At 61.1% G+C, this 21,213-nt stretch carries 16 protein-coding genes and 1 pseudogene; 7 read left to right on the top strand and 10 right to left on the bottom strand.

Features of this window, described 5'->3' with window-relative positions; genetic code table 11:
- The first annotated feature begins 38 nt into the window (after window positions 1-38).
- The 3 genes from BC363_RS25510 to BC363_RS25500 all read left to right on the top strand — a co-directional run bounded on the left by BC363_RS25510 (window position 39) and on the right by BC363_RS25500 (window position 2,649).
- Complete coding sequence (locus BC363_RS25510) at window positions 39-821, top strand: ABC transporter permease subunit (protein ID WP_065779950.1); 783 nt, start codon at window positions 39-41, stop codon at window positions 819-821.
- A gap of 109 nt (window positions 822-930) precedes the next feature.
- Window positions 931-1,686: an ATP-binding cassette domain-containing protein gene (locus tag BC363_RS25505; RefSeq protein WP_065780339.1), complete on the top strand. Its 756-nt coding sequence runs from the start codon at window positions 931-933 to the stop codon at window positions 1,684-1,686.
- 96 nt (window positions 1,687-1,782) lie between these two features.
- Complete coding sequence (locus tag BC363_RS25500; protein ID WP_065779948.1) at window positions 1,783-2,649, top strand: RDD family protein; 867 nt, start codon at window positions 1,783-1,785, stop codon at window positions 2,647-2,649.
- A gap of 121 nt (window positions 2,650-2,770) precedes the next feature.
- Here the strand turns inward: BC363_RS25500 and BC363_RS25495 are convergent, their stop codons facing one another.
- The gene (locus BC363_RS25495) at window positions 2,771-3,124 is read right to left on the bottom strand and encodes a DMT family protein (protein WP_065779946.1); all 354 of its coding nucleotides are present in this window, start codon (window positions 3,122-3,124) and stop codon (window positions 2,771-2,773) included.
- Window positions 3,125-4,010: 886 nt separating this feature from the next.
- Between BC363_RS25495 and BC363_RS25490 the strand changes: the two genes are divergently transcribed.
- The gene (locus tag BC363_RS25490; RefSeq protein ID WP_065779944.1) at window positions 4,011-4,454 is read left to right on the top strand and encodes a TIGR02594 family protein; all 444 of its coding nucleotides are present in this window, start codon (window positions 4,011-4,013) and stop codon (window positions 4,452-4,454) included.
- 32 nt (window positions 4,455-4,486) lie between these two features.
- Here the strand turns inward: BC363_RS25490 and BC363_RS25485 are convergent, their stop codons facing one another.
- Window positions 4,487-5,035: a GNAT family N-acetyltransferase gene (locus tag BC363_RS25485; protein ID WP_065779942.1), complete on the bottom strand. Its 549-nt coding sequence runs from the start codon at window positions 5,033-5,035 to the stop codon at window positions 4,487-4,489.
- A gap of 312 nt (window positions 5,036-5,347) precedes the next feature.
- Complete coding sequence (locus BC363_RS25480; RefSeq protein ID WP_065779934.1) at window positions 5,348-6,010, bottom strand: aspartate/glutamate racemase family protein; 663 nt, start codon at window positions 6,008-6,010, stop codon at window positions 5,348-5,350.
- 301 nt (window positions 6,011-6,311) lie between these two features.
- Between BC363_RS25480 and BC363_RS25475 the strand changes: the two genes are divergently transcribed.
- Both BC363_RS25475 and BC363_RS25470 read left to right on the top strand, forming a co-directional pair.
- Window positions 6,312-8,066: an adenylate/guanylate cyclase domain-containing protein gene (locus BC363_RS25475; RefSeq protein WP_065779932.1), complete on the top strand. Its 1,755-nt coding sequence runs from the start codon at window positions 6,312-6,314 to the stop codon at window positions 8,064-8,066.
- A 6-nt stretch (window positions 8,067-8,072) separates the two neighbouring features.
- Window positions 8,073-10,244 (top strand): adenylate/guanylate cyclase domain-containing protein, encoded by a 2,172-nt coding sequence (locus BC363_RS25470; protein ID WP_065779929.1) that lies wholly within the window; start codon window positions 8,073-8,075, stop codon window positions 10,242-10,244.
- Window positions 10,245-10,247: 3 nt separating this feature from the next.
- Here BC363_RS25470 and BC363_RS25465 read toward each other — a convergent pair whose 3' ends face one another.
- The gene (locus BC363_RS25465; protein ID WP_065780337.1) at window positions 10,248-11,249 is read right to left on the bottom strand and encodes a FecR domain-containing protein; all 1,002 of its coding nucleotides are present in this window, start codon (window positions 11,247-11,249) and stop codon (window positions 10,248-10,250) included.
- A gap of 329 nt (window positions 11,250-11,578) precedes the next feature.
- Between BC363_RS25465 and uvrB the strand changes: the two genes are divergently transcribed.
- Window positions 11,579-14,467: an excinuclease ABC subunit UvrB gene (gene uvrB, locus BC363_RS25460; protein WP_065779927.1), complete on the top strand. Its 2,889-nt coding sequence runs from the start codon at window positions 11,579-11,581 to the stop codon at window positions 14,465-14,467.
- Between the two features lie 207 nt (window positions 14,468-14,674).
- Here the strand turns inward: uvrB and BC363_RS25455 are convergent, their stop codons facing one another.
- The 6 genes and pseudogenes from BC363_RS25455 to BC363_RS25430 all read right to left on the bottom strand — a co-directional run bounded on the left by BC363_RS25455 (window position 14,675) and on the right by BC363_RS25430 (window position 20,554).
- Window positions 14,675-15,622 carry a retron St85 family RNA-directed DNA polymerase gene (locus BC363_RS25455; protein WP_083223369.1) on the bottom strand — a complete coding sequence of 316 codons (948 nt, stop codon included), beginning with the start codon at window positions 15,620-15,622 and terminating at the stop codon, window positions 14,675-14,677.
- A gap of 3 nt (window positions 15,623-15,625) precedes the next feature.
- Window positions 15,626-16,528, bottom strand: a complete 903-nt coding sequence (locus BC363_RS25450) for a retron St85 family effector protein (protein ID WP_065779925.1) — start codon at window positions 16,526-16,528, stop codon at window positions 15,626-15,628.
- Between the two features lie 841 nt (window positions 16,529-17,369).
- Window positions 17,370-17,855, bottom strand: a pseudogene (locus BC363_RS33830) (molecular chaperone DnaJ); the annotation flags it as partial.
- A 54-nt stretch (window positions 17,856-17,909) separates the two neighbouring features.
- A complete protein-coding gene (locus BC363_RS25440; protein WP_065779921.1) occupies window positions 17,910-18,665 on the bottom strand; it encodes a DUF4239 domain-containing protein in 756 nt (251 codons plus the stop codon).
- A gap of 335 nt (window positions 18,666-19,000) precedes the next feature.
- Window positions 19,001-19,699, bottom strand: a complete 699-nt coding sequence (locus BC363_RS25435; RefSeq protein ID WP_083223368.1) for an LssY C-terminal domain-containing protein — start codon at window positions 19,697-19,699, stop codon at window positions 19,001-19,003.
- A gap of 285 nt (window positions 19,700-19,984) precedes the next feature.
- A complete protein-coding gene (locus BC363_RS25430) occupies window positions 19,985-20,554 on the bottom strand; it encodes a J domain-containing protein (RefSeq protein WP_141690438.1) in 570 nt (189 codons plus the stop codon).
- Window positions 20,555-21,213: the final 659 nt, after the last annotated feature.

Below are 21,213 nucleotides of genomic sequence, written 5' to 3'. Positions count from 1 at the left end.
CGAAGACAGAAGGCTCTGAGCAAACGAGGACCCAAGTCATGGCGAAGACCGCAACGAACACCATTGCGCGAAACCTCGCGGGCTGGCTGCTGCCCGCCGCTTTGATCCTCGCTTGGGAAGCGGCTTCGCGCAGCGGCTTGATCTCGGAAAGCGTGATGGCGCCGCCCTCGGCCGTGCTTGCCGCCTTTATCCGGCTGCTCGCCTCCGGAGAGCTTGTCGAAAACATCGGCATCAGCACCCTGCGGGCGCTCTCGGGTTTTGCCATCGGCGGCGCGATCGGCTTTGCCTTCGGGCTGGCCAACGGCCTTTCGCGCTTGAGCCGGGACCTGACCGACACGACGCTGCAGATGGTGCGCAACATTCCGCATCTGGCGCTGATTCCACTGGTCATCCTGTGGTTCGGCATCGACGAAGAAGCCAAGCTGTTCCTCGTCGCGCTCGGCGTCTTCTTCCCGATCTATGTCAACACGCTACTCGGCATTCAGGGCGTCGACCCGCAGCTCGTCGAGATGGGCCGGATCTACGGCATGTCGCGGCGTCAGCTCTTCTTCCGCGTCATCCTGCCCGGCGCCCTGCCGGCGATCTTCGTCGGCCTTCGCTATGCGCTCGGCATCATGTGGCTGACGCTGATCGTTGCCGAGACGATCGCTGCCTCCTCGGGCCTCGGCTACATGGCGATGCAGGCGCGGGAGTTCCTGCTGATCGATGTCGTCATCCTGTCCATCCTGATCTACGCCCTGCTCGGCAAGCTCGCCGACAGCTTTGCACGCTTGCTCGAGCGACTGACGCTGCAGTGGCACCCGGCCTTCCACCCGGCTTGATGCAGCTAAACTGGACGAGCCCGATCCCGACGAAAAAAGGAGCAATCCGATGTCCGTCATCGCCCTTCATCCGAAACAGCCACAGGAAGCGAACGGCCCGTCCGCGACCATGCGGACACCTTCACCGGCTTCGCCATCCGCTCCACTCGCCTTCTCCTTACGGGGCATCGCCAAGCGTTTCGGCGAAAAGACCGTGCTCGACGGCATCGATCTCGACGTACCCCAGGGTCAGTTCGTCGCCGTCATCGGCAAGAGCGGCTGCGGCAAGAGCACCTTGCTGCGCATTCTTGCGGGACTGGACAGCCCAACGAGTGGCAGCCTGACTGTTGCCGGTGGCAGCGCGTCGGAGCGGCGCAGCCGCATCATGTTCCAGGAACCACGGCTGCTGCCCTGGGCACGGATCGCCCGCAATGTCGAAATCGGCCTGACCGGTATCGCCGAGGGCGAAGTCGCCCGCGATCTCTCGCAGCAGATCCTTAAGGAGGTCGGCCTTGCCGACCGCGCCGAGGAATGGCCGTCGGTACTGTCGGGTGGGCAGAAGCAGCGCGTGGCGCTTGCCCGGGCACTCGTCGCCCATCCCTTCATCCTGGCGCTCGACGAGCCGCTTGGCGCGCTGGACGCACTGACGCGCATCGAGATGCAGCAGCTGCTGGAGCGCATCTGGCAGCAACAGAGCTTTACCGCCGTGCTCGTCACCCACGATGTCACTGAGGCCGTGGCGCTTGCCGACCGCGTCGTCGTCATCGATAAAGGCCGCATCGCGCTCGATCTGCCGATCCCGCTCGCGCGCCCTCGCGGTCACGGCAGCGCCGAAACTGCCAGGTTCGAAGGCCAGATCCTGGACCGGCTATTCGGACGGGGATGACGTGCCGCTTCCGATCTTTGTTTGTTGCGCCGTGCATTGACGAACACAACCTTCCATGAAAGCAATGCAATCATGGCATGCATTGAAGGTTGAAACATGAACACTACGGTCGCCGGCACCAACCTCCCACGCTTCTTTTGGCGGCGACTGGCGGCCTTTGTTGTCGACTCCCTCCTATTTTGCGTCGTCGCAGTCGCTATTTCGATCGTCCTCATGTTCGTGCTTCCCTGGGCGCCGCGCTTTTTCATGTCCGCGACGACCATATGCGAACCGGCCGCGCCAAGTGCGTTTGCACAAAGAATCGACCGCGAATGGCCACTGGCGCCCGGTCAATCGCGCGAAAACCAGATCTGCACCACCTCCTTTTGGGGCGTGCCCGACAGCAGGTCGTTTGTTTCAACGTTGATCGACGCTGGCGATATGCCAACACAACGGTCGATCAGGTTCGAGATCGACGAGGCCGGCAATCCGCTCGAACTTGAAGCGATGCAGGTGGGACACGCAGTGCTTAGCGAACTAGCGCCGATTCTTCTCTTCTGCCTGTCCGGCGCCGCTCTGATCGCGCGCTTCGGCACCACACCCGGCAAGAGGCTCTTCGCTTTGCGCGTTGTCCAAGACAATGGCGAACCGCTGCCGTTTGCCAAGGCCGCCAAACGGGAGGTGTTGCGCATGCTGCCGACAATCCTTGCGGCATTTAGCGCTCCGCTATTGCTGCTGTCGCTTGCGATTTTTGGCACCGGTGACATTCTCAGGGATGCGATCGACGCCGTGACCATCTTTGGCGCGCCGGCTCACGTCATCCTGCTTGTCGGCGGCCTGCTCTCCCCCTTGCCCGCAATCGTCTGGTGGGTATGGCCCTTCATGCGCTGGCGCGGTCGAACCATCTATGACCGTCTGACAGGATGCCGCGTCATTCACAGCCCCAGATCGCGCATGGCCCATTCGGCGCCTACAGCCGCCTGATCACCCGATGTCACCATCGCGCAATCGCTCGTGGTCATTGCCACACCCGCTTCTGCGGTGGCATCGAACTCGGCGAGCAATCATCTCGAAATCCAGTCGTTTCGCCCCACTGCTGCCCGGCTCATCCCTTGAAGATGAACGAGGCACCGATCGCGATCAGGGAGAAGCCGACGAGGTGGTTCCAGCCGATCGACTCCTTCAGCCAGAAGACTGAAAACGCCGCGAACACCAACAGCGTGATCACCTCCTGCATCGTCTTCAGTTGCGCTGCCGAATAGACCTCGTGACCGATGCGGTTTGCCGGCACGGCCAGGCAATATTCGAAGAAGGCGATGCCCCAGCTCGCGACGATCGCCATGTAAAGCGGCGACGAGGTGTACTTCAGGTGCCCATACCAGGCAAATGTCATGAAGACGTTGGAGATCAGGAGCAGCAGGATCGGCCAGAGATAGGTCGGGTTGATGGTAAACGGCATGAGTATCCTCGAAGGCGCGAATCGCTCCGGCAGGATGATCTTGCCGCACGCGCTCTGACAAGCGTGAACATCAGTCGAGGAGCGCAATCGGCGGCGTGCGAAACCTGAATGACTCTCTCAAGGAGCTTCGATAAACTCTTTTAAAGACTTTGTTTTGCGTCGACACGCGGCGTATAGGCGATCATTCCCCAATCCCAAGCAGTCTGGAATCGGACCGTTGCAGCCCCTCGACCAGTGCAAGTGCGGTCCTTGCCGTCGGCGACGCCATGCTCGCCGTTAAAGAGGAAGGTCGCCAGCATCCGTGGATCATCGATCGCCCATGCGCCTTGCCTTGCGCCCTCGGCAATCAGCGCCGCCAGCCGGCCCCGGCTTCGGCCGCCTGCGTCAAATCCTGTTCCTTTCCATGGCTTTGCCCGTTCTACCGTATTCGGCCACAGTTGAAAATTGCTGCCTTAATTAGGGCTCGAACATGCGATCAATGGATCGTTGCACCGAAGCCAGCAGCCAGGCGGGACACAAAAATAGTGCACCAAACCCACGAAAATCGGCGATATATAATCCAAATGGGTTAGGTTGCGCACGAAAATTCGCCTTTTGCGCGCTTTGCCACAATTTTGCTCCAGCCCATAGGCAAAGTCCGCGCACTGTCCGACGGGACAGGCAGGGGAATACCACACTCCGACGGCAATTGCCGTGAAGTTGGCTCCGCGTTTCAGCGCGGTTCGCCGGCGCGCTGATGCTGCGTTCAAGGTGCAACGCGCAGGCGCGAACCGCCGATATCCCCGAACACAATGACCGATGCAGATGAAAAACCGGGGGCAGTGCCGGCGATCGCCAGGCTCATCCGGGATGCACGCACCAAACAACTTGGCAAGGAGACCTGACCATGAAGGTCCTGGCGTTTCTCGCGGCTGCCTATGCCGCTCTTTTGATACCGGATGTGGCCACGGCGGGCATGTTGGCCCAGGCCCAGCAATACAAAGGCCTGCACGAGGTCAAGAACAACAGGCGACTGCGCGCCGCACTCGGCATCAATCCGGCCCGCACCCCCTGGTGCGGGCACTTCATGGGCCTGGTTGCCCGCAAGGCCGGTCGAACCCCGCCACAGAGTTTCGGTATCGCCCGCTCCTGGCTGCGCTTCGGTGCCCCGGTCAAGCTATCCTACGCGCGCCCCGGCGATATCATCGTCGTGCGCACCGGCCGCAGCTATCACGTCGGCATCATCTCCGCCCTGTCGAAATCGACGGCGAAGGTGATGGGCGGCAACCAGTCGGGCCGCGTTACGGTTTCGCAGTTCAACCGCGGTCAGGTCGTCGCCGTCAGACGTTAGCCGGCGAAGGAAACGGATTTGCAGTTTGCTACCTAGGGGATCGTGGGGGCGTTTGACCGCCTGTCGTCGAGCGATAGGCGCATCGCGCAACGTCGATCGGTCGGCAGGCCGTAGGTCGCCTCTTTCGCCAGGATCTGCGCCAGCCGCGCGTCGAGCCCTTCTTCGTCGAGCGTCCGGAACCCGAGCTTGCGATAGAAGCGCTCGTTCCATGCGAGGTCGCGGAAGGTGGTCAGCGTTACCTCGCCAAGCGAGCGGTCGCGCGCATGGGCGATGGCGGCGGCGATCAAGCCACGTCCAAGCCCATGGCCTTGCCGCTCGTGCAGTACCGCCAGTTGCCAGATGTGCAGCGCGCCATCGCTAATCTCGGCGCAGAGAAATCCAAGCGGATGGTCGCGATTATCGACGGTCACCCAGGAGAGGCCGGAGCGAACGAAATCCAGATGCGCATCGACCGATTGCACGTCGTCGTCGGCAATCCAGGCCAGGTCGGAAACGCTGCGAAAAGCCTCTCCCGACGATCTTTCGATATCGGGCAGCACGGGTGTGTCATCTTCACGGGTCAGTCGAATCAAGGCGTTCATGGCGGCATCCTACCGGCGGCAGCGGCTCCGTCGATACAGTCCTGCGATAGGACCGTCAGGTAAGATGTGCGGACAATGCACGACTGGAGTTTTCTACATAAAGACAATCGCTTATCCCAATCTCTTCGCCATCCACACGCGGTCTTATGTCGTGATCACAAAACCGCTGCGCACTTTTGGGCGACATGCATCAGGCGAACGATCCTCCCCGCATCGACTCGACCCTGTCAACGCTAATCCGCGATGTCGGCAACCGGATTCCGACATTTAGACTTTCCTCCTAAACACCTGAATCGACTACCAAACGCCTAATCACCGCGCAGCCGGCGCGGCCATCTGCGCGATCCGCGCCAGCGCCGCACTCAAACCGGCCGTCGGGCTCGTCAATGGGCGCGGTCCTCCACGCACGAGGTCCGCCGCACCGGCCATGGAGGCTTGAGCAAGGGCAACGATTGCCGCGCCATCACCATAGGCGGCGTCGGCAGCACCGGCGATTGCGGCGAGATAGCCATCGCGGTCACCCGCTCTAAACAAGGCCCAGGCGCCGGCGACGAGGCGCACCTCAAGCGCAACACCCCGTCGCTTCGCGGCCTCGGCAAAAAGCGCGGTGGTCGGCGCCACGGTCGTTTCGACGGCGCAAAGCGCCACCACCCTGCCCCCGACTGCCGTTGCCATTTCGGCAAGCGCCGCATCGGTCCGCAACACCGGCACCGGCGCCTCACGAACATTCGCCATGCTCGGCCCAAGCGTCGAACAGGTAAGGAGTACAGCATCGGCCCGGGCCGCCAGTGCCGTCAGCGCTGCGCCCGTCTCGCGGGCTGTGGCGTCCGTGAGCCCGCCTGCCCGTTCCGCAGCCTCGAGCAGGTCCGGCCGCACGGCGTGGCGGAGCACCTCCGTTGCAAGGCCGAGCTCGCGCGCGGCAGATTCGAAAACGGCGACGTTGCTATCGGCCGTGTGCAGGCAGGCGATGATCAAGATGTTTTTCCTCACGCTGGTTTTGAGCTTCGCGACCAGTGTCAGTCACCCGCCGTCGACATATCTCGCACGTTACGCCGCTCGGTGAAAACGGCGTTTGAAGAACCCACAACGCAGACTCTTCGTCGTCTCAAGCGCGCAATCCACGGACGAAAGGGCGCTTGGCCCGCAAATGGTCTCAAAATCAGCGCATCAATCGATGCCGACACACGATCGCCGCGCTTTTCACCCTTCTAGATATTACTAAATTACGCTACCCTTAATTTCCTCTAGCTGTACGCCACAGGAGGGACTTGCCCCCTTGGAACGGAAGCTCGCAGTCATCCTCGCCGCCGATGTCGCTGGCTATAGTCGCCTCGTCGCGACCGACGAGGAAGGTACGCTTGCGACGCTCGGCACCTATTGCGCCACGATCGGCGACCTCGTCGCCGAGCATGGCGGCCGCATTTTCAGCACTGCCGGCGACAGCGTCGTCGCCGAATTCCACAGCGCCGTCCAGGGGGTACGCGCCGCCGTTGCCATCCAGCGCGCTCTGCAACGTCGCAATGCCGATCTGGCGCCGGAGAAACGCATGGAGTTCCGCATCGGCATCAATCTCGGTGACGTCGTGGTCGAGGGCACGAACCTTTTGGGCGACGGCGTCAACGTCGCGGCACGGCTGCAGCAGGTGGCACGACCGGCCGGCGTCTGCATTTCCGGAACCCTGCATGACCAGATCGAAGGCAAGCTCGACTTCCCCATGGTCAAGCTCGGCGAGCAGACGCTCAAAAACATGCCGCGGCCGGTGCTGGTGCACAGCGTCGACTGGCGCGAAGATCCGACGGTACCCGATCTGCCCGGCATGCCGCTCCGTCTGCCGAACAAGCCGTCGATCGCCGTCCTCCCGTTCGTCAACATGTCGGACGATCCGGGCCAGGACTACTTTGCCGACGGGCTGACCGAGGACATCATCACCGGGCTCTCGCTCTGTCGCTGGTTCTTCGTCATCGCCCGCAACTCATCCTTCGCCTACAAGGGGCATGCAATGGACGTGAAGCAGATCGGCCGTGATCTCGGCGTGCGCTATATCGTCGAGGGCAGTGTGCGCCGGTCGGGAAGCCGCGTGCGTGTCACCGGGCAGCTGATCGAGGCCGAGACCGGCGTGCATCTCTGGGCGCAGCGCTTCGATCGCGAGGTGGCTGACATCTTCGCCATCCAGGACGAACTCACCCAGCACGTGGTCGCCGCCATCGAACCGGAAATCCTCATCGGTGAAAACCGCCGCGCGCTGTTGCGCGGCACCGAAAACCTCGACGCCTACGAATGCCATATGCGCGGCACGCTGCTGCACAATGCCCAGGACACGGCCGCGCATTTTTCCGAGGCGATCGACTGGCATCGCCGCGCCATCGCGCTCGATCCGGACTTCGGCCGCGCCCACATGATGCTCGCGCGTTCGCTGTACGCCCGATGTTTCTTCGGTTTCAGCGACGATATCGACCGCGACAGCACCGAACTGCTCGTCGCAGCCGAGCGCGCCATCGCGCTCGAAGACCGGGATCCTTACTCGCATTACGTCATGTGCCTTGCCAATTTTGCGGCCCACCGCCCGCATGCCGCTGTTGCCGAAGCGCAGCAGGCAATCGACATCAACCCCAATCTCGCACTGGCCTATATGGCACTCGGCTGGGCCCGCATATTCATCGGCCGCTTCGCCGAGGCGCTCGATCCATTGCACAAGGCCTTGCGGTTGAGCCCGCACGATCCGCTGACCTATCTCTTCCTCAATCGGCTCGCGCTTGCCCACTATCATCTCGGCAATTACGAGGAGGCGCAGCACCATGCCGAACGCGGGCTGCTATTGCGGCGCACCTATTTCAATCTGGTGGTGGTGCTCGCCTGTCTCGGCCAGCTTGGACGCACGGCGGATGCCGGCAAGCTCATCGACGAAGCAGTCGCCAACGCCCCGCTGGATCTTCCACGCTACTGGCAGATCTTCACGGCCTACGTCGATCCCGCCGATTACACGCATTTCACCGACGGTCTGCGCAAGGCGGGCCTGCCTGCCGTTCCGTGAGGCGCCATGACACGTGCGCAACCGCTTGGTGTCGTGATCGGTCTGGCTATCGTTTTGGTCCTCACGTTGCTGCGCGCCAGCGACCCGCAGCTTCTGAGGCAGGCGCGCGACGTCACCTTCGATGAATATCAACGGCTGTCGCCACGCGCCTACGAGGCGATGCCGGTCAAGGTCGTCGATATCGACGAGGCCTCGCTGCGCGCCTTCGGACAATGGCCCTGGCCGCGAGACCGACTGGCAAAGCTCACCGACAGGCTCGCGGAGATGGGCGCCTCGGCGATCGCTTTCGACATCCTGTTTGCCGAACCGGACCGGCTGTCGCCGCGCAGCGTATTGCGCGACGTCCCCGAACTCGACCAGTCGCTGCTCGAGCGCCTGCCCGACAATGACGAGGTCTTTGCCACGTCGATCGTGGAAAAGCCCGTCGTCCTCGGCTTTGGGCTGACCAACGACGGAAGCTACCTACCACCGGTCAAGGCCGGATTCGCGTTCACCGGCGAAAGCCCGATCGGTGCGCCGCCGCGCATCCGGGCGGCCACGCCGCTGCGGCCGCAACTGGAGAGCAATGCCGCCGGCCTCGGCCATATCAGTCTCAACCCCGGCGGTTCCTCGGCTGTCGTACGCGCGGCACCCCTGTTTCTGAGCGACGGTCAGCAACTCTACCCCAGCCTCGCAATGGAGGCACTGCGCGTGGCGCAAGGCGCTTCGACCTATGTCCTTGCCGGTGCGCCCGATCTGCCGGATACGCTGACAGCCGCCAAGATCGGCGATTTCGTCGTGCCGCTGACCGCCTCCGGCGAACTCTGGCTCTATGTCAGTCCCGATACGACCGAGCGCTATGTCTCCGCCCGGCGCATTCTCGAAGACGATGACATATCCCCCGATGTCAGTGCGGCGATCGCGGGCAGCATCGTGTTCATCGGCACCTCTGCCGCCGGCCTGCAGGACGTGCGCACGACGGCGCTCGGCCAGAACGTGCCCGGCGTCTCGCTGCACGCCCAGATCGTCGAGCAGATCCTCTCCGGCCGCTACCTCTCGCGCCCGGACTGGGCAAATGGCCTGGAAATCCTGGCGATCGCGATTGCCGGCTGCCTGCTCGTGCTGCTGACGACCTTCGTCAGCCCGGTAATGGCGCTCGCCTGCGGTCTGGCGATCACGGCGCTGGGGCTGGTCGCCTCCTGGGTCGCGTTCTCCTATGCGGGCCTGCTCTTCGACCCGCTGGCACCGATCCTTGCGGCGTCGATCACCCACTTCTCCGCGACCGCCTTCCGCTTCCTGGTCACCGACCGCGAGCGCCGCGAGGTCCGCCAGGCCTTCGGCCGCTACCTCTCGCCTTCTCTGCTCTACCGCATCGAGCACAACCGCAACGCCCTGAGGCTCGGCGGCGACGATCGCGAACTCACCGTCATGTTCGTCGACGTGCGCAACTTCACCGAGATCAGCGAGCGCATGGCGCCGACCGATGTCGTTGCCTTTCTCAACACGCTGCTCGACGCCCTGAGCCGGCACGTCATTGCCAACGAGGGCACCCTCGACAAGTTCATCGGCGATTCGATCATGGCCTTCTGGAACGCGCCGGTCGACGTCGCCAACCATCCGCGAAAGGCGCTGCGGGCAGCGCTCGGCATGCGCGAGACCCTGGCGCGGCTCAATGCCGACGATGCCTTCGGATTCGGTGCGGCGCAGGATATCGGCATCGGCATCGGGATTCATACGGGGATCGCTTGCGTCGGCAATATGGGTGCCGAGACGCGCTTCAACTATTCGGCTGTCGGCGATACCGTCAACATCGCCGCCCGCATTGAGGCAGCTTGCAAGGAGGTGAGCTTCGACGTTCTCGTGTCAGAGGCGACGGCGCAGGCCCTGCCCGGTTGCGCGCTGCTGGAAGCAGGCGCCCTGGGGCTGAAGGGAAAGACGACACGAACCCGGCTCTTTGCCGTCGTCGGCGACGAAGGCGTCGCCTCTTCGCCCGACTTCGGCGAACTGCAGCGGCTGCATTCGAGACTGGTCGAAAACCTGCGTGCACGCGCCTCGACCAGCCGCAGCCTTGCCAATGCGGCAAAGCTCAAGGCGGCGGCGATCACGCCCGGCCTCGTGCCGTTCTATGGCAGGATCACCCGCCGCTCCGAACATTTCATCGATATCCCCGCCGATCAGGCCAGCCGCATCGCCGAATAGCGATCAATCGTCGTCGTTGTCGTGATCGCTTCGATCGCGGTCACGTCCACCATGGCGATCGTTGTTTCCGTTGCGATCGGCGCGGTCTCCACCGTTCCTGCCATCGTCATCGCCGCCACCGTACCCGTTGTCGCCGCCGGAGGCGTCATGATCATCGTCGCGGTCCTCATGGTCCCTGTCGTGATGCTCGTGCTCCTTGTCCCGATCCGGCTTGTCGTGGTCGGGTTTGTCGCGATCCGGTTTGTCATGGTGGGGTTTCTCATGATGCGGCTTTTCCGGTCGGGGTTTTTCCGGCTTGGGCTCCTCGCGCACGATCGGCGCCTGCTCCGGCACGATCCGCGCCGGCGGACGCTCTAGATCGTCGCGAACCGCGGCCTGCAGCCCGCAGCCAGCGCCGACCGCGCTTATCGTGCCGGAAAGCCTCTGACCGCCGGAAAGGAAAGGCAGGGCCTGGCTATTGCCAAGGCTGCGCAGCGTGCGCTGGCTGACGCGCGCCGCTTGGCTGACCCCGCCGCCGGGTGTGGCAACGACACAGTCGCAGCGCCGCGTCAACTGCCGGCAACCGCCGGCACCGCAGAAGCTGGCCGCGCCGTTGAGCAGCACGACCGCAGTCGTGCCGTCGCGGCCGACATAGAAATCGAAGGCCGTACCGCGCACGCCGATCGTGCCGGCGGGCGTGACGATTTCATAGGCGGAATGGTTCGATTTGCCGCTGACCCAGCGAAAAGTGCCCTTGGCGGCCATGATCGTCAGCTTTTTCACCGACTTGCTGCCGTCGTAGACGAATTGATCGATCACAACCGACGAGCCCCAGCCGACGGCGAGCTTGGTGCCGTCCTGAAAGACGAACTGGCCGAGGCCGGACTTTGACGTCCGGATCCGTTCGTCCCGGTAGACCGGGTCCCTGACCGCCAGCGGACCGCGCGCGCCGGACACCTCGGTCCTGATCGAGACTGCCTGGCCGACAGGTTCGGCCGCAAAGCTCGAGGCAGGGCAAAGGAGCATGGCACGAAAAGCGATAAGGGCGGCACCACGCAAACACGACATGGTCCCCTCCAAACCTCTATTATTATTACTATTATCATGCTGTTCGGCCGGGTGTCTGCTCGCCCATTCGAGGTAAGCGGCTAGCAACCGGAACTCGCAGTGGCCAATCAACGCCACCCTTAGATGTGAAAACGACGGACAAATCGGTCCCATCGGCGACCGCGCGCCATTGGCCAACCAAAATGCAATAAGCCGGCCCTCGCCACCGGCGAAAATCCGGACATTTCGTTTCCCTTTTGTACTCATTCCCTCTTTATTTTCGCAATGACTCTGTCCATATTCCCGCCATGGCCAAGGATCCGAAGAAGTCTGCAAAAAATCCCCCCAGCAAAAGCACAGTGCCCGGCGGCTTCGAGGAAGCCCCGCAGGCGCCGCTGTCCGGAACGCCGCTGTCAGGCAATGTCTCCGATTGGGTGAAACAGCTTGAAGCGGATGCCGAGGCCTCTGCCTTCGAGAGCCAGCGCGAGGTTGCCTCCAAGGCCGGCAAGCACCGCAAGAAGGTGGAGATCGCGGCTTCCAAATCTGCTCGGGGCACCTCGATGGGCGGCACGACCGACCCGAAGACGCGCGCCGCGGCCGGCCTCAACCCGGTCGCTGGCCTCGACGTGTCGCTGGAGGATGCCGACAAGCTGTCCACTTCGGGCGTCACCGCCACGGTGGAGGCGCTGTCGGCGCTGATCGAGAGCGGCAATCCGCTGTTCAAGGACGGCAAGCTCTGGACGCCGCACCGCCCTGCCCGGCCGCCGAAATCCGAAGGCGGCATCGAGATCCGCATGGTCTCCGACTACGAGCCCGCCGGCGACCAGCCGACGGCGATCGCCGATCTCGTCGAGGGCCTGTCCTCCGGCGAGCGCAGCCAGGTGCTGCTCGGCGTCACCGGCTCCGGCAAGACCTTCACCATGGCCAAGGTGATCGAGGCGACGCAGCGCCCCGCCGTCATCCTCGCGCCCAACAAGACGCTGGCCGCCCAGCTCTATTCCGAGTTCAAGAACTTCTTCCCCGACAACGCGGTCGAGTACTTCGTCTCTTATTACGACTACTACCAGCCGGAAGCCTACGTGCCGCGCTCCGATACCTTCATCGAGAAGGAATCGTCGATCAACGAGCAGATCGACCGCATGCGCCACTCGGCCACGCGCTCGCTGCTCGAGCGCGACGACTGCATCATCGTCGCCTCGGTCTCCTGCATCTACGGTATCGGCTCGGTCGAGACCTATACCGCCATGACCTTCCAGATGAATGTCGGCGACACGCTCGACCAGCGCCAGCTGCTGGCCGATCTGGTGGCACAGCAATACAAGCGCCGCGACATGGATTTCCAGCGCGGCTCGTTTCGCGTGCGCGGCGATACCATCGAGATTTTCCCGGCCCACCTGGAGGATGCCGCCTGGCGCATCTCCATGTTCGGCGATGAGATCGACGCTATCACCGAGTTCGATCCCTTGACCGGCCAGAAGACCGGCGACCTGAAGTCGGTGAAAATCTACGCCAACTCGCACTATGTCACCCCGCGCCCGACGCTGAACGGCGCCATCAAGGCGATCAAGGAAGAACTGAAGCACCGGCTGGCCGAGCTGGAAAAGGGCGGACGCCTGCTCGAAGCCCAGCGGCTGGAGCAGCGCACCCGCTATGATATCGAGATGCTGGAGGCCACCGGCTCCTGCGCCGGCATCGAGAACTATTCGCGCTACCTCACCGGCCGCAATCCCGGTGAGCCGCCGCCGACGCTGTTCGAATACATCCCCGACAACGCGCTGCTGTTCATCGACGAAAGCCACGTCTCCGTCAGCCAGATCGGCGGCATGTATCGCGGCGACTTCCGCCGCAAGGCGACGCTGGCCGAATACGGCTTCCGCCTGCCCTCGTGCATGGACAACCGGCCGCTGCGCTTCGAGGAATGGGACGCCATGCGCCCGGACACGATCGCCGTTTCGGCAACCCCCGGCGGCTGGGAACTGGAGCAGTCCGGCGGCGTCTTTGCCGAACAGGTCATCCGCCCGACCGGCCTGATCGACCCGCCGGTGGAAGTGCGCTCGGCAAAGACTCAGGTCGACGACGTCTTGGGCGAAATCCGCGAGACGGCCGCTGCCGGCTACCGCACGCTGGTAACGGTACTCACCAAGCGCATGGCCGAGGATCTGACCGAATACCTGCACGAACAGGGCATTCGCGTGCGCTACATGCACTCCGACATCGACACGTTGGAGCGCATCGAGATCATCCGCGATCTTCGTTTGGGTGCTTTCGACGTGCTCGTCGGCATCAACCTCCTGCGCGAAGGTCTCGACATTCCCGAATGCGGCTTCGTCGCCATTCTCGACGCCGACAAGGAAGGCTTTTTGCGTTCGGAAACCTCGTTGGTGCAGACCATCGGCCGCGCCGCGCGCAACGTCGACGGCAAGGTCATCCTCTATGCCGACCAGATCACCGGCTCGATGCAGCGCGCCATGGACGAGACCAGCCGCCGCCGCGAAAAGCAGATGGCCTTTAACGAGGCCAACGGCATCACCCCGGAATCGGTGAAGGCAAAGATCTCCGACATCCTCGACTCGGTCTACGAGAAGGACCACGTGCGCGCCGACATCTCCGGCGTCGCCGGCAAGGGTTTTGCCGACGGCGGCCACCTCGTCGGCAACAACCTGCAGGCGCACCTCAATGCGCTGGAAAAGCAGATGCGCGACGCCGCCGCCGACCTCGACTTCGAAAAGGCCGCCCGCCTGCGCGACGAAATCAAGCGCCTGAAGGCCGCCGAACTCGCCGCCATGGACGACCCGATGGCAAGGGAAGAGGCAAAGGCGATTGAGGGCGGAACCGGACGGAAGAAAGAAGCGGTATCCAAGAACGGTCAGGCGTCCGCTTCTCCGTCATCCTCGGGCTCGACCCGAGGATCCATCACCGCCGACGAAAAATCTTTGTTCCAGAAACCGTCACTTGACGAAATGGGCCGCGACGTTGCAACCCCGGCCGGCCGCAGGGATGCCGAGGGCCAAAGCCTCTTCCGCAAGAACAGCCTCGACGAAATGACCGTCGGCCGCACCGAAAAGCCGGTGATCGGCAAGGTACCCGACAAGCCCCTCATCCGCGCCAAACCAGGCGTCGGCTCTTACGAGGAACCGGTCGACGAGAAGCGGCAGAAGGGGCGGACCAAGGGCAAGACGGGCCGACCGGGAAGGTAACTTTCGCGATCCTGATGCGGTCAAACTGATCCCAGTTTATCCAGGCGTCGTGCAACACACCTCAAACTCGCAGGACGTCAGAAATAAAAGGCCCCGTCACCGCCAGCGACACGCGAGATCCTGACGCTAAATATGGAAATATTAATCCATAGCGTTATTCAGGAAACAATAGCGACAATGAATATGAATTAGACTACTGAAGCAGATTCAAGTATTCTTATCAAACACAATACTAAGATCAGAAGAGTGAACTATCTCATCGATTGCTTGGTCTCCGTACTTCAACCTTAGTCGCTGCTCAAAGTTCGGTTCGACATCTCTAGCGAAGGCCACCAGTCCACGCATGTAATGCAATTTCTCAACCTCTAGAGTGCCGGTCCGCCATTTATGAATTAGCGCCTTAATTTCGCGTTTTCGGTGCCGTCCAATTGACAATCGATGATCCGAAGTTATCACAACACCAGTCACACGGCGCAGATACTTCTTGGAAAGAAGGGCTGTTTTTTTGTGATTAACCTCAAGATTAAGATTAGGAATACTATTCATCGCAAGATGTATTCCATCTTCTACAGAAAAAAGTTGCCCCTCCTTATTGGATGACACAAACATATCATCCGCATACCTTGTAAAGATCAGACCACGTTCAGCACAAAAATTGTCGAGGGTGACGTCAAAATCGAACATCATCGTATTGGTGATGATGGGTGAAGTTGGCGATCCGATCGTCAATCGCCCGTTGCGGCAAACAATATTACCAACGAACCCAATATCTTTCTCTGTAAGCACCAAACCGACCGCCGCCGATCGCGAACGTAAGAAATTCTGCACCTCAGCTTGCGTAAACGATGGAAAGAAATTGGAGAAATCGTAGCGATTTGTAAACTTGCTTTGTCTGTGCCTCTCAGCGTTCTCGCGAATTCCAAACCCCTGGCGATATGCAGTGGCTCCAGAATGGATTGGGAAGCGAGCAAATACAGCCTTTGCAATCCACCGCTGAATGGCTTTTAGTTCCTTGCTTGGATGTTCGATCGTTCTTTTCCCGCCCGACCGCTTTGGGATCTCGTACACTTTGTACCTGTTGCTCGCAGTAGCCGCCAAGCTGGTCAGTTTAGCTTCGCTAATCTTTGAGGCTCTAACGAGCAATTCCACTAGCATCAGTTATGCCCCCAAAACAGCAAGGAAATCTGCATCCGCTTCCAGCATTGCGGTGGCGATATCAACTGAGAGGACATCATGCGAGGTTTGGAAGCCCTCTCGCACGGATAAGAACGATGCACGGTCCTCGCACGCACGTAGATGATCAAAGCCACCAACTTCCATCAATCTCCTAGATCCCACAAGCATTGAGATCACTTTCTTCACCTTTGATGGATTGATGTGGCTTTTGTAGACCGAGTTGACGAAGAACTCGACATCGGCTGCCGTAGCGATCCGCAGAAGCGAGACAATCTGGTGAATAAGCGCGAACAATTCAAACGTTGATGTCTGGTTAAATGGCTTAATAACGAATGCCCCCTTGGATTTTTTCAGGGGTCTTCGCTCCAAAATTCTCTGCGAGATCAAAGAAAAGTCAGGCTCATTGTAATTAAGTTGTATATTTGGCTGAAAGAAAGAAATGTCGGCAATCTTCTTTGCTGGGCCAAGCGATATGAAACTATCATTCTTTTGTCTATTCAAGTCGATCGCTAGAATCGTTTTTTTTGCTAAACTATCTATTGCCCCAAAATATCCTGCCTCAGCGAATGAACCCGGCGCCTCAGGGAAGAGAACAATTGAATGAGATAGTTCACCGATAAGCTCTTCAAACTCCGATATATCGAAAGGTCGCTCGTCCCCCAGGCCGAAGTAATTGCGCATCGCAAATTCAGGTTCGAAGAACTCAAAGTCAGGCAAAAGACTGCTAAAGATGTCCTGAAATTTTCGACGCATATTGTCTGGACTGTTTCCGCCACAAACGAAGACTATGTTGCTCGTTCGTTGGATAAGAAACCCACTCTGAAATAGGGAGATCACCCGCCCGCGCAGCGGCTTTAGTTTCTTGCTGCGCAGGGGATGATCCATTCCAATTCTCTTACTTAAGCGTCCGACTTCGAATCATTTTGTCGGCTCCGAGGCAACGACCGGGGCCGACAAAATGATTCGAAGTCGGCGCCCAAAATCGTTCAATCGAGTACAGCCTGGCCAATCGCCCGGCATAGAGTGTCTCGCAACCACACTCAGCTAAGAGTGGCAACAAGCTACCATCGAAACAAAAACAAACAAGAGTTGAGGTCGCTAAATTCACAGCTTGCAATCGGCAGATCCACAATAAGCTCAATGAGAGCAAGGGCATATGCAAGATCATACCAACACTAAGGTTTCGCCAAAGTACCACGTTCACGAAGCAGGCCTCTGGACATGCTGCGAGCAACGCCCGTCCAACTCCGCCACGTAAGCCTTTACCTCCAGCACTTACACAACTCAGAGAGGCATTTCTCCGCAACCTCATAGGCCTGCTCTTGCTTCTGATCTGCTCCTCAACATTCTTGATCCCTGAGCGATCGACTGCGTGCGAACGCGTATCGTGCGGCCGAGGATCTCTGTTTCCGGCCAGCGGATCGAAGTGTTTGTGCACACGGGTAGCGCGGCGCGCCAGTTCGTCCGTGTGTCAAGGATACTTCGTCCGCCCCACCCCCTCAGCGACCTCCTTCCCTCATTCTGCGCTTGTAGCAAAATTCCAGTAGCGCCACGTCTGCGGCGCGCAGAGGCCTCCGCTCCGGACACGATGCCAAGACGGCGGCAGGCTGGACCAAACTCTATCGTGGTGCCGACGCGTGTCGGCTGAAGGCCAGTGACCGATACGGGGATGAGGGTGGAGCATGCGCCGGAGGGTGGCCTCATCGGTACTAGTGTTGCGCGCCGCCTACTCCGCCGCGTGCCCTTTCGCCTCGAGCACCTCCAGCTCGTAGGAATAGCCCTCCAGCATTTCATACGCCTGTTCGATTGCCTTGATCTGCTCCTCGGTGGCTTGATCGCCTCGGCGATCGAGCGTGAGCGAGCGCGCAGCATCGAGCCAAGCACGTCGGTCTCCGGTCGGCGGCCGAGGCGGTCGAGGCGGTCGAGGTGTTTGCGCACCCGGACGCGGTGGCGTTCCAGCTCGAGGATGTGGAACCGGCTCTTGACGATATCGTCGGAGAGCTTGCGGCGCATGGTGGCAACGGGATCGAAGCTGCCGGGTTCGTACTCGCTAGGGATGAAGCCGTTGACCAGCGCCTCCAGCATCATCAGGCCCTTGAGGTCGCGTGGTTCGGCGAGCTGCGGGTCGCAGCCGGTGTCGTCAAAGACCTTCCGGCGCACCGGGACCTAGGACATCATAGACCGCCGACCGCAGGCCAAATTGCTCGGCATCGCACAAGCTTCACCTCCGGAAGCGGTGCACATCCGCGCCCATCGCCGCTGTGCGCTACACCTTCATCTCCGCCAGCGCCCGATGCAGCGGCGCATCGGAAATCTGGATCGCGCCGGTGAACGGAATGTCCATGTCGAGCACGACATAGACAGAGGCGGCGATGAACATCGCTGAAACCACGAACATGGAAACGACCACGGCATTTTGCGGGGCGCGGTAGCCGAAGCTGGCGAAGATCAGTGCCATCCAGGCGATCAGCATGCCGATGACAGGCATCGGGATCGCGCCCTCCGATTGCTCGACGATCGTCCAGCGCTGTTCGACGATGCGGTTGTAATGCTGGCGCGCGTCCGCCAGCATGGATTCATGCAAGCTGTCGGCGGGCTGGATGGCCGCCAGGCTGTTGCCGATGGTGTCAAGCCGTTGCTGACCGGCATTACGCGCCTCGTGCAGTGCGTCGTTGACGCGCTCGGGGTTGGCGATCGCGCCTTCGACATAGGCGATCAGATATTGCCGAGCATCGTTGCCGGCGAGGCCGTAGGTCCTGAGGGTGCGGTCGAGCAGGATCAGGTTGATGGCGAAGGAATGCACGTTGTCGTCGATGCCCTCGAATGTGTTCTTGGCCGAATTGATCATCAGGCCGAAGACCAGCGACGCCATGACCACGAAGATATTGGCGACGAGCCGCACGACGGTGTTGGTATCCTCGTCGCGATGGCGGGCCGGCAGCTTTGGATAGAGATGCATCATACCGAGCGCCGCCACGCTCAGGCAGAGAAAGGCGGCAACGGCAATCAGGATCGCGCTCATGGATACCGCTCCCATCCCCCCGCTGCATTCTGCGCGTTCTGCAAGTCTTCTCGGCAGCTGGAAAGGGAACTTTGACGTTCCCGGCGGGCAAAGGCAATCGTTGCCGCAGGCAACGGTAACGGCAACAACCGACATGACCGATGAATGCCAAGGATCGCGGCGCCGCCTTCGAAGGTTGCGTTATCGTTCTGCCACCTCCGGCATAATTCCTTAAATCGGAATCGATTTAAGGGCAAAATCATGCAGCAACTCAAAGTGTTACAGCGACCTTTGCGCGTCTAAATAGACGCGCGGCGCTGTAGCGCCGCACTTTGAACGCCGGTGGCGGTTGTCGCTTACTTCAGCACGCCAACCAGCGCCTTGCCATCGGTATAATAGGGATCGCCGCCGCCGTTGCGGCCGGTCTTGGTGGCACCGATACCGGGGATGTCATAGGTCGACGAGACCTGCCCGGCCTTTTGCAGGTCGGCGATCACCAGGTTTCTCTCGGCGTCCAGATCCGGGCCGATATGGTGGGTGATCTGCCCGGTGTCGTGACTGAAGCCGACGCCGCGGTCGAAACTTGCCGAAGCGAGCCAGAGCGGCCTGCCATCCGCACCGGTTTGTTTGCTCAGCCAGAAGCGCACGTGGTTGCGCTCGTCGGCGCTGTTACCGACAGGCTTTTCGAACGCCAGATCCTGTTTCCGGCCCTCGAAGAACAAAGGGCTGACCGGCGCATCAAGATCCGGCCGATCGAGCACCACGCTCAAGCCGATATCGACCGAGGAGCGCAGCGTGATCTTGTCGGCCGGATCCCAGCCGGCCGCGGCGAAGGCGCGGATTATCTGCTCCCTGGAGCCGACGAGCCCGACATTGATCGGGTCGCCGGGGATATCCTGCTCGGTGGTGGTGACCATGGAGCTGACATCGTCGACCCGGCTCCGGTCGCGAAAAATCCAGAGTTCCGGCAGCAGGAAGTAGCTGACCAGCAGATAGGCAACCAGCACGGCCGCCAGAACGCTCAGCAATGCATGAAGTTTCCTGCGACGGGTCATCTGCATTCCCCCCAAGTCCCGGTGCGGCCATATAAGCTAAACCTGACACGGCTTGGAATGCAACACGTGGCGACAATCGTGCCGATCCTGACCCGCGCCCGCCTCCGATCCGCCATCGTCGCCGCAGACCATTCCTTGCGCTCTGAACCTACTGCATGTTTCCTTAAATCGTATTCGATTTAAGGCGAAAAACATGCAGCAATTCAAAATGTTACAGCGACCTTGGCGCGTCTTAAAAGACGCGCGGCGCTGTAGCGCCTCTCCTGCCGCAAGATGCGAGCTGCCCTACTCCGCCGCGTGCGCCTTTGCCTCCAGCGCCTCCAACTCGTAGGAATAGCCCTCCAGCATTTCATAGGCCTGTTCGATGGTCTTGATCTGCTCTTCGGTCGTCTTGATCGCTTCGGCGATCGAGCGTGAGCGGGCGCGCAGCATCGAGCCAAGCACGTCGGTCTCCGGCCGGCGGCCGAGGCGGTCGAGGTGTTTGCGCACGCGGGCGCGGTGACGCTCCAGCTCGAGGATGTGGAAGCGGCTTTTGACGATATCGTCGGAAAGCTTGCGGCGCATGGCGGCAACGGGGTCGAAGCTGCCGGGTTCGCGCTCGTCGAGGATGAAGTCGTTGACCAGCGTCTCCAGCATCATCAGGCCCTTGAGGTCGCGCGGCTCGGCGAGCTGCGGGTCGTAGCCGGTGTCGTCAAAGACCTTGCGGCGCACCGGGTCCTTCAGGAGATCATAGACCGCCTGCAGCCGGGCAAACTGCTCGGCATCGCCGCCCGAGTCGGGATGAGCCGCCTTGGCTGCCTTGCGATAGGCCGTGCGGATAGCCTGGTCGTTCGCGTCGCGGTCCACGCCAAGCATCTCGTAGGGATCGATCACGCTGCCCCCTGTTCGTCTCGCATTCCGATTTCTCCGCCTGACCTAACGCACGCATCCGAAGACCGGAACCAATCACCGGTAAAGCCTGCGCGTTATCCCAAACTTGTTCAAGTGCTGATGCGATGTGATGGCGATCAGCACCGCACGCTGCCGGGTTCGCTGTGTCAACGCCCGCCCGAAGCGGCGCGCACGTTCGGCCGTGGCCGGGACGAAATTGTGGTCAGAACCGGGCCGTCCCCGATTTTTCCATGCGGGGTCGATGGTGGTGAATTCGTGTCGCGGCCCGAGCGGCGATCGCCGATGGGCGTTTTCGACAATGCAGGGCAACGCACTCTGGCCCGCCCCCGAAAACCGACTTGCGGTCGGGCCGGCTCCGCGGTCCGCTTTGCCGAGCGGCAGCCCTCGACGCGGACCGAAGTCTAAAACCCCTGAGAATGCTGTGGTTGGCGCCACATTTTCCCGAAATAAGCCGCGCGAATGGCTCTTGCGTTTTTGTGCAAATACTGTCACTGCTGCTACCGTTCGGGCGTTTTCAATCCCGGAGACTGGACTTTCTCTTTTGTGCCCGGCTTGCCGGGCCGGCCGGAAGCGGCAAATGGACGTTCTTTCCCCGTTATCGTGACTACTCGACGCCTATCCGC

Source organism: Ensifer sp. LC384, from assembly GCF_001695865.1.
In the GTDB taxonomy this organism is placed as follows: Bacteria; Pseudomonadota; Alphaproteobacteria; order Rhizobiales; family Rhizobiaceae; genus Ensifer.
The sequence above is the reverse complement of the archived record's forward strand: the minus strand, read 5'-3'. Positions and strand labels throughout refer to the sequence as shown.

Excerpts from the sequence above, each read along its gene's own strand:
- BC363_RS25510 (WP_065779950.1), top strand. The coding sequence starts at position 39 with ATGGCGAAGACCGCAACGAACACCATTGCGCGAAACCTCGCGGGCTGG.
- BC363_RS25505 (WP_065780339.1), top strand. The coding sequence starts at position 931 with ATGCGGACACCTTCACCGGCTTCGCCATCCGCTCCACTCGCCTTCTCC.
- BC363_RS25500 (WP_065779948.1), top strand. The coding sequence starts at position 1,783 with ATGAACACTACGGTCGCCGGCACCAACCTCCCACGCTTCTTTTGGCGG.
- BC363_RS25495 (WP_065779946.1), bottom strand. The coding sequence starts at position 3,124 with ATGCCGTTTACCATCAACCCGACCTATCTCTGGCCGATCCTGCTGCTC.
- BC363_RS25490 (WP_065779944.1), top strand. The coding sequence starts at position 4,011 with ATGAAGGTCCTGGCGTTTCTCGCGGCTGCCTATGCCGCTCTTTTGATA.
- BC363_RS25485 (WP_065779942.1), bottom strand. The coding sequence starts at position 5,035 with ATGAACGCCTTGATTCGACTGACCCGTGAAGATGACACACCCGTGCTG.
- BC363_RS25470 (WP_065779929.1), top strand. The coding sequence starts at position 8,073 with ATGACACGTGCGCAACCGCTTGGTGTCGTGATCGGTCTGGCTATCGTT.
- BC363_RS25465 (WP_065780337.1), bottom strand. The coding sequence starts at position 11,249 with ATGCTCCTTTGCCCTGCCTCGAGCTTTGCGGCCGAACCTGTCGGCCAG.
- uvrB (WP_065779927.1), top strand. The coding sequence starts at position 11,579 with ATGGCCAAGGATCCGAAGAAGTCTGCAAAAAATCCCCCCAGCAAAAGC.
- BC363_RS25455 (WP_083223369.1), bottom strand. The coding sequence starts at position 15,622 with ATGCTAGTGGAATTGCTCGTTAGAGCCTCAAAGATTAGCGAAGCTAAA.
- BC363_RS25450 (WP_065779925.1), bottom strand. The coding sequence starts at position 16,528 with ATGGATCATCCCCTGCGCAGCAAGAAACTAAAGCCGCTGCGCGGGCGG.
- BC363_RS25440 (WP_065779921.1), bottom strand. The coding sequence starts at position 18,665 with ATGAGCGCGATCCTGATTGCCGTTGCCGCCTTTCTCTGCCTGAGCGTG.
- BC363_RS25435 (WP_083223368.1), bottom strand. The coding sequence starts at position 19,699 with ATGACCCGTCGCAGGAAACTTCATGCATTGCTGAGCGTTCTGGCGGCC.
- BC363_RS25430 (WP_141690438.1), bottom strand. The coding sequence starts at position 20,554 with ATGCTTGGCGTGGACCGCGACGCGAACGACCAGGCTATCCGCACGGCC.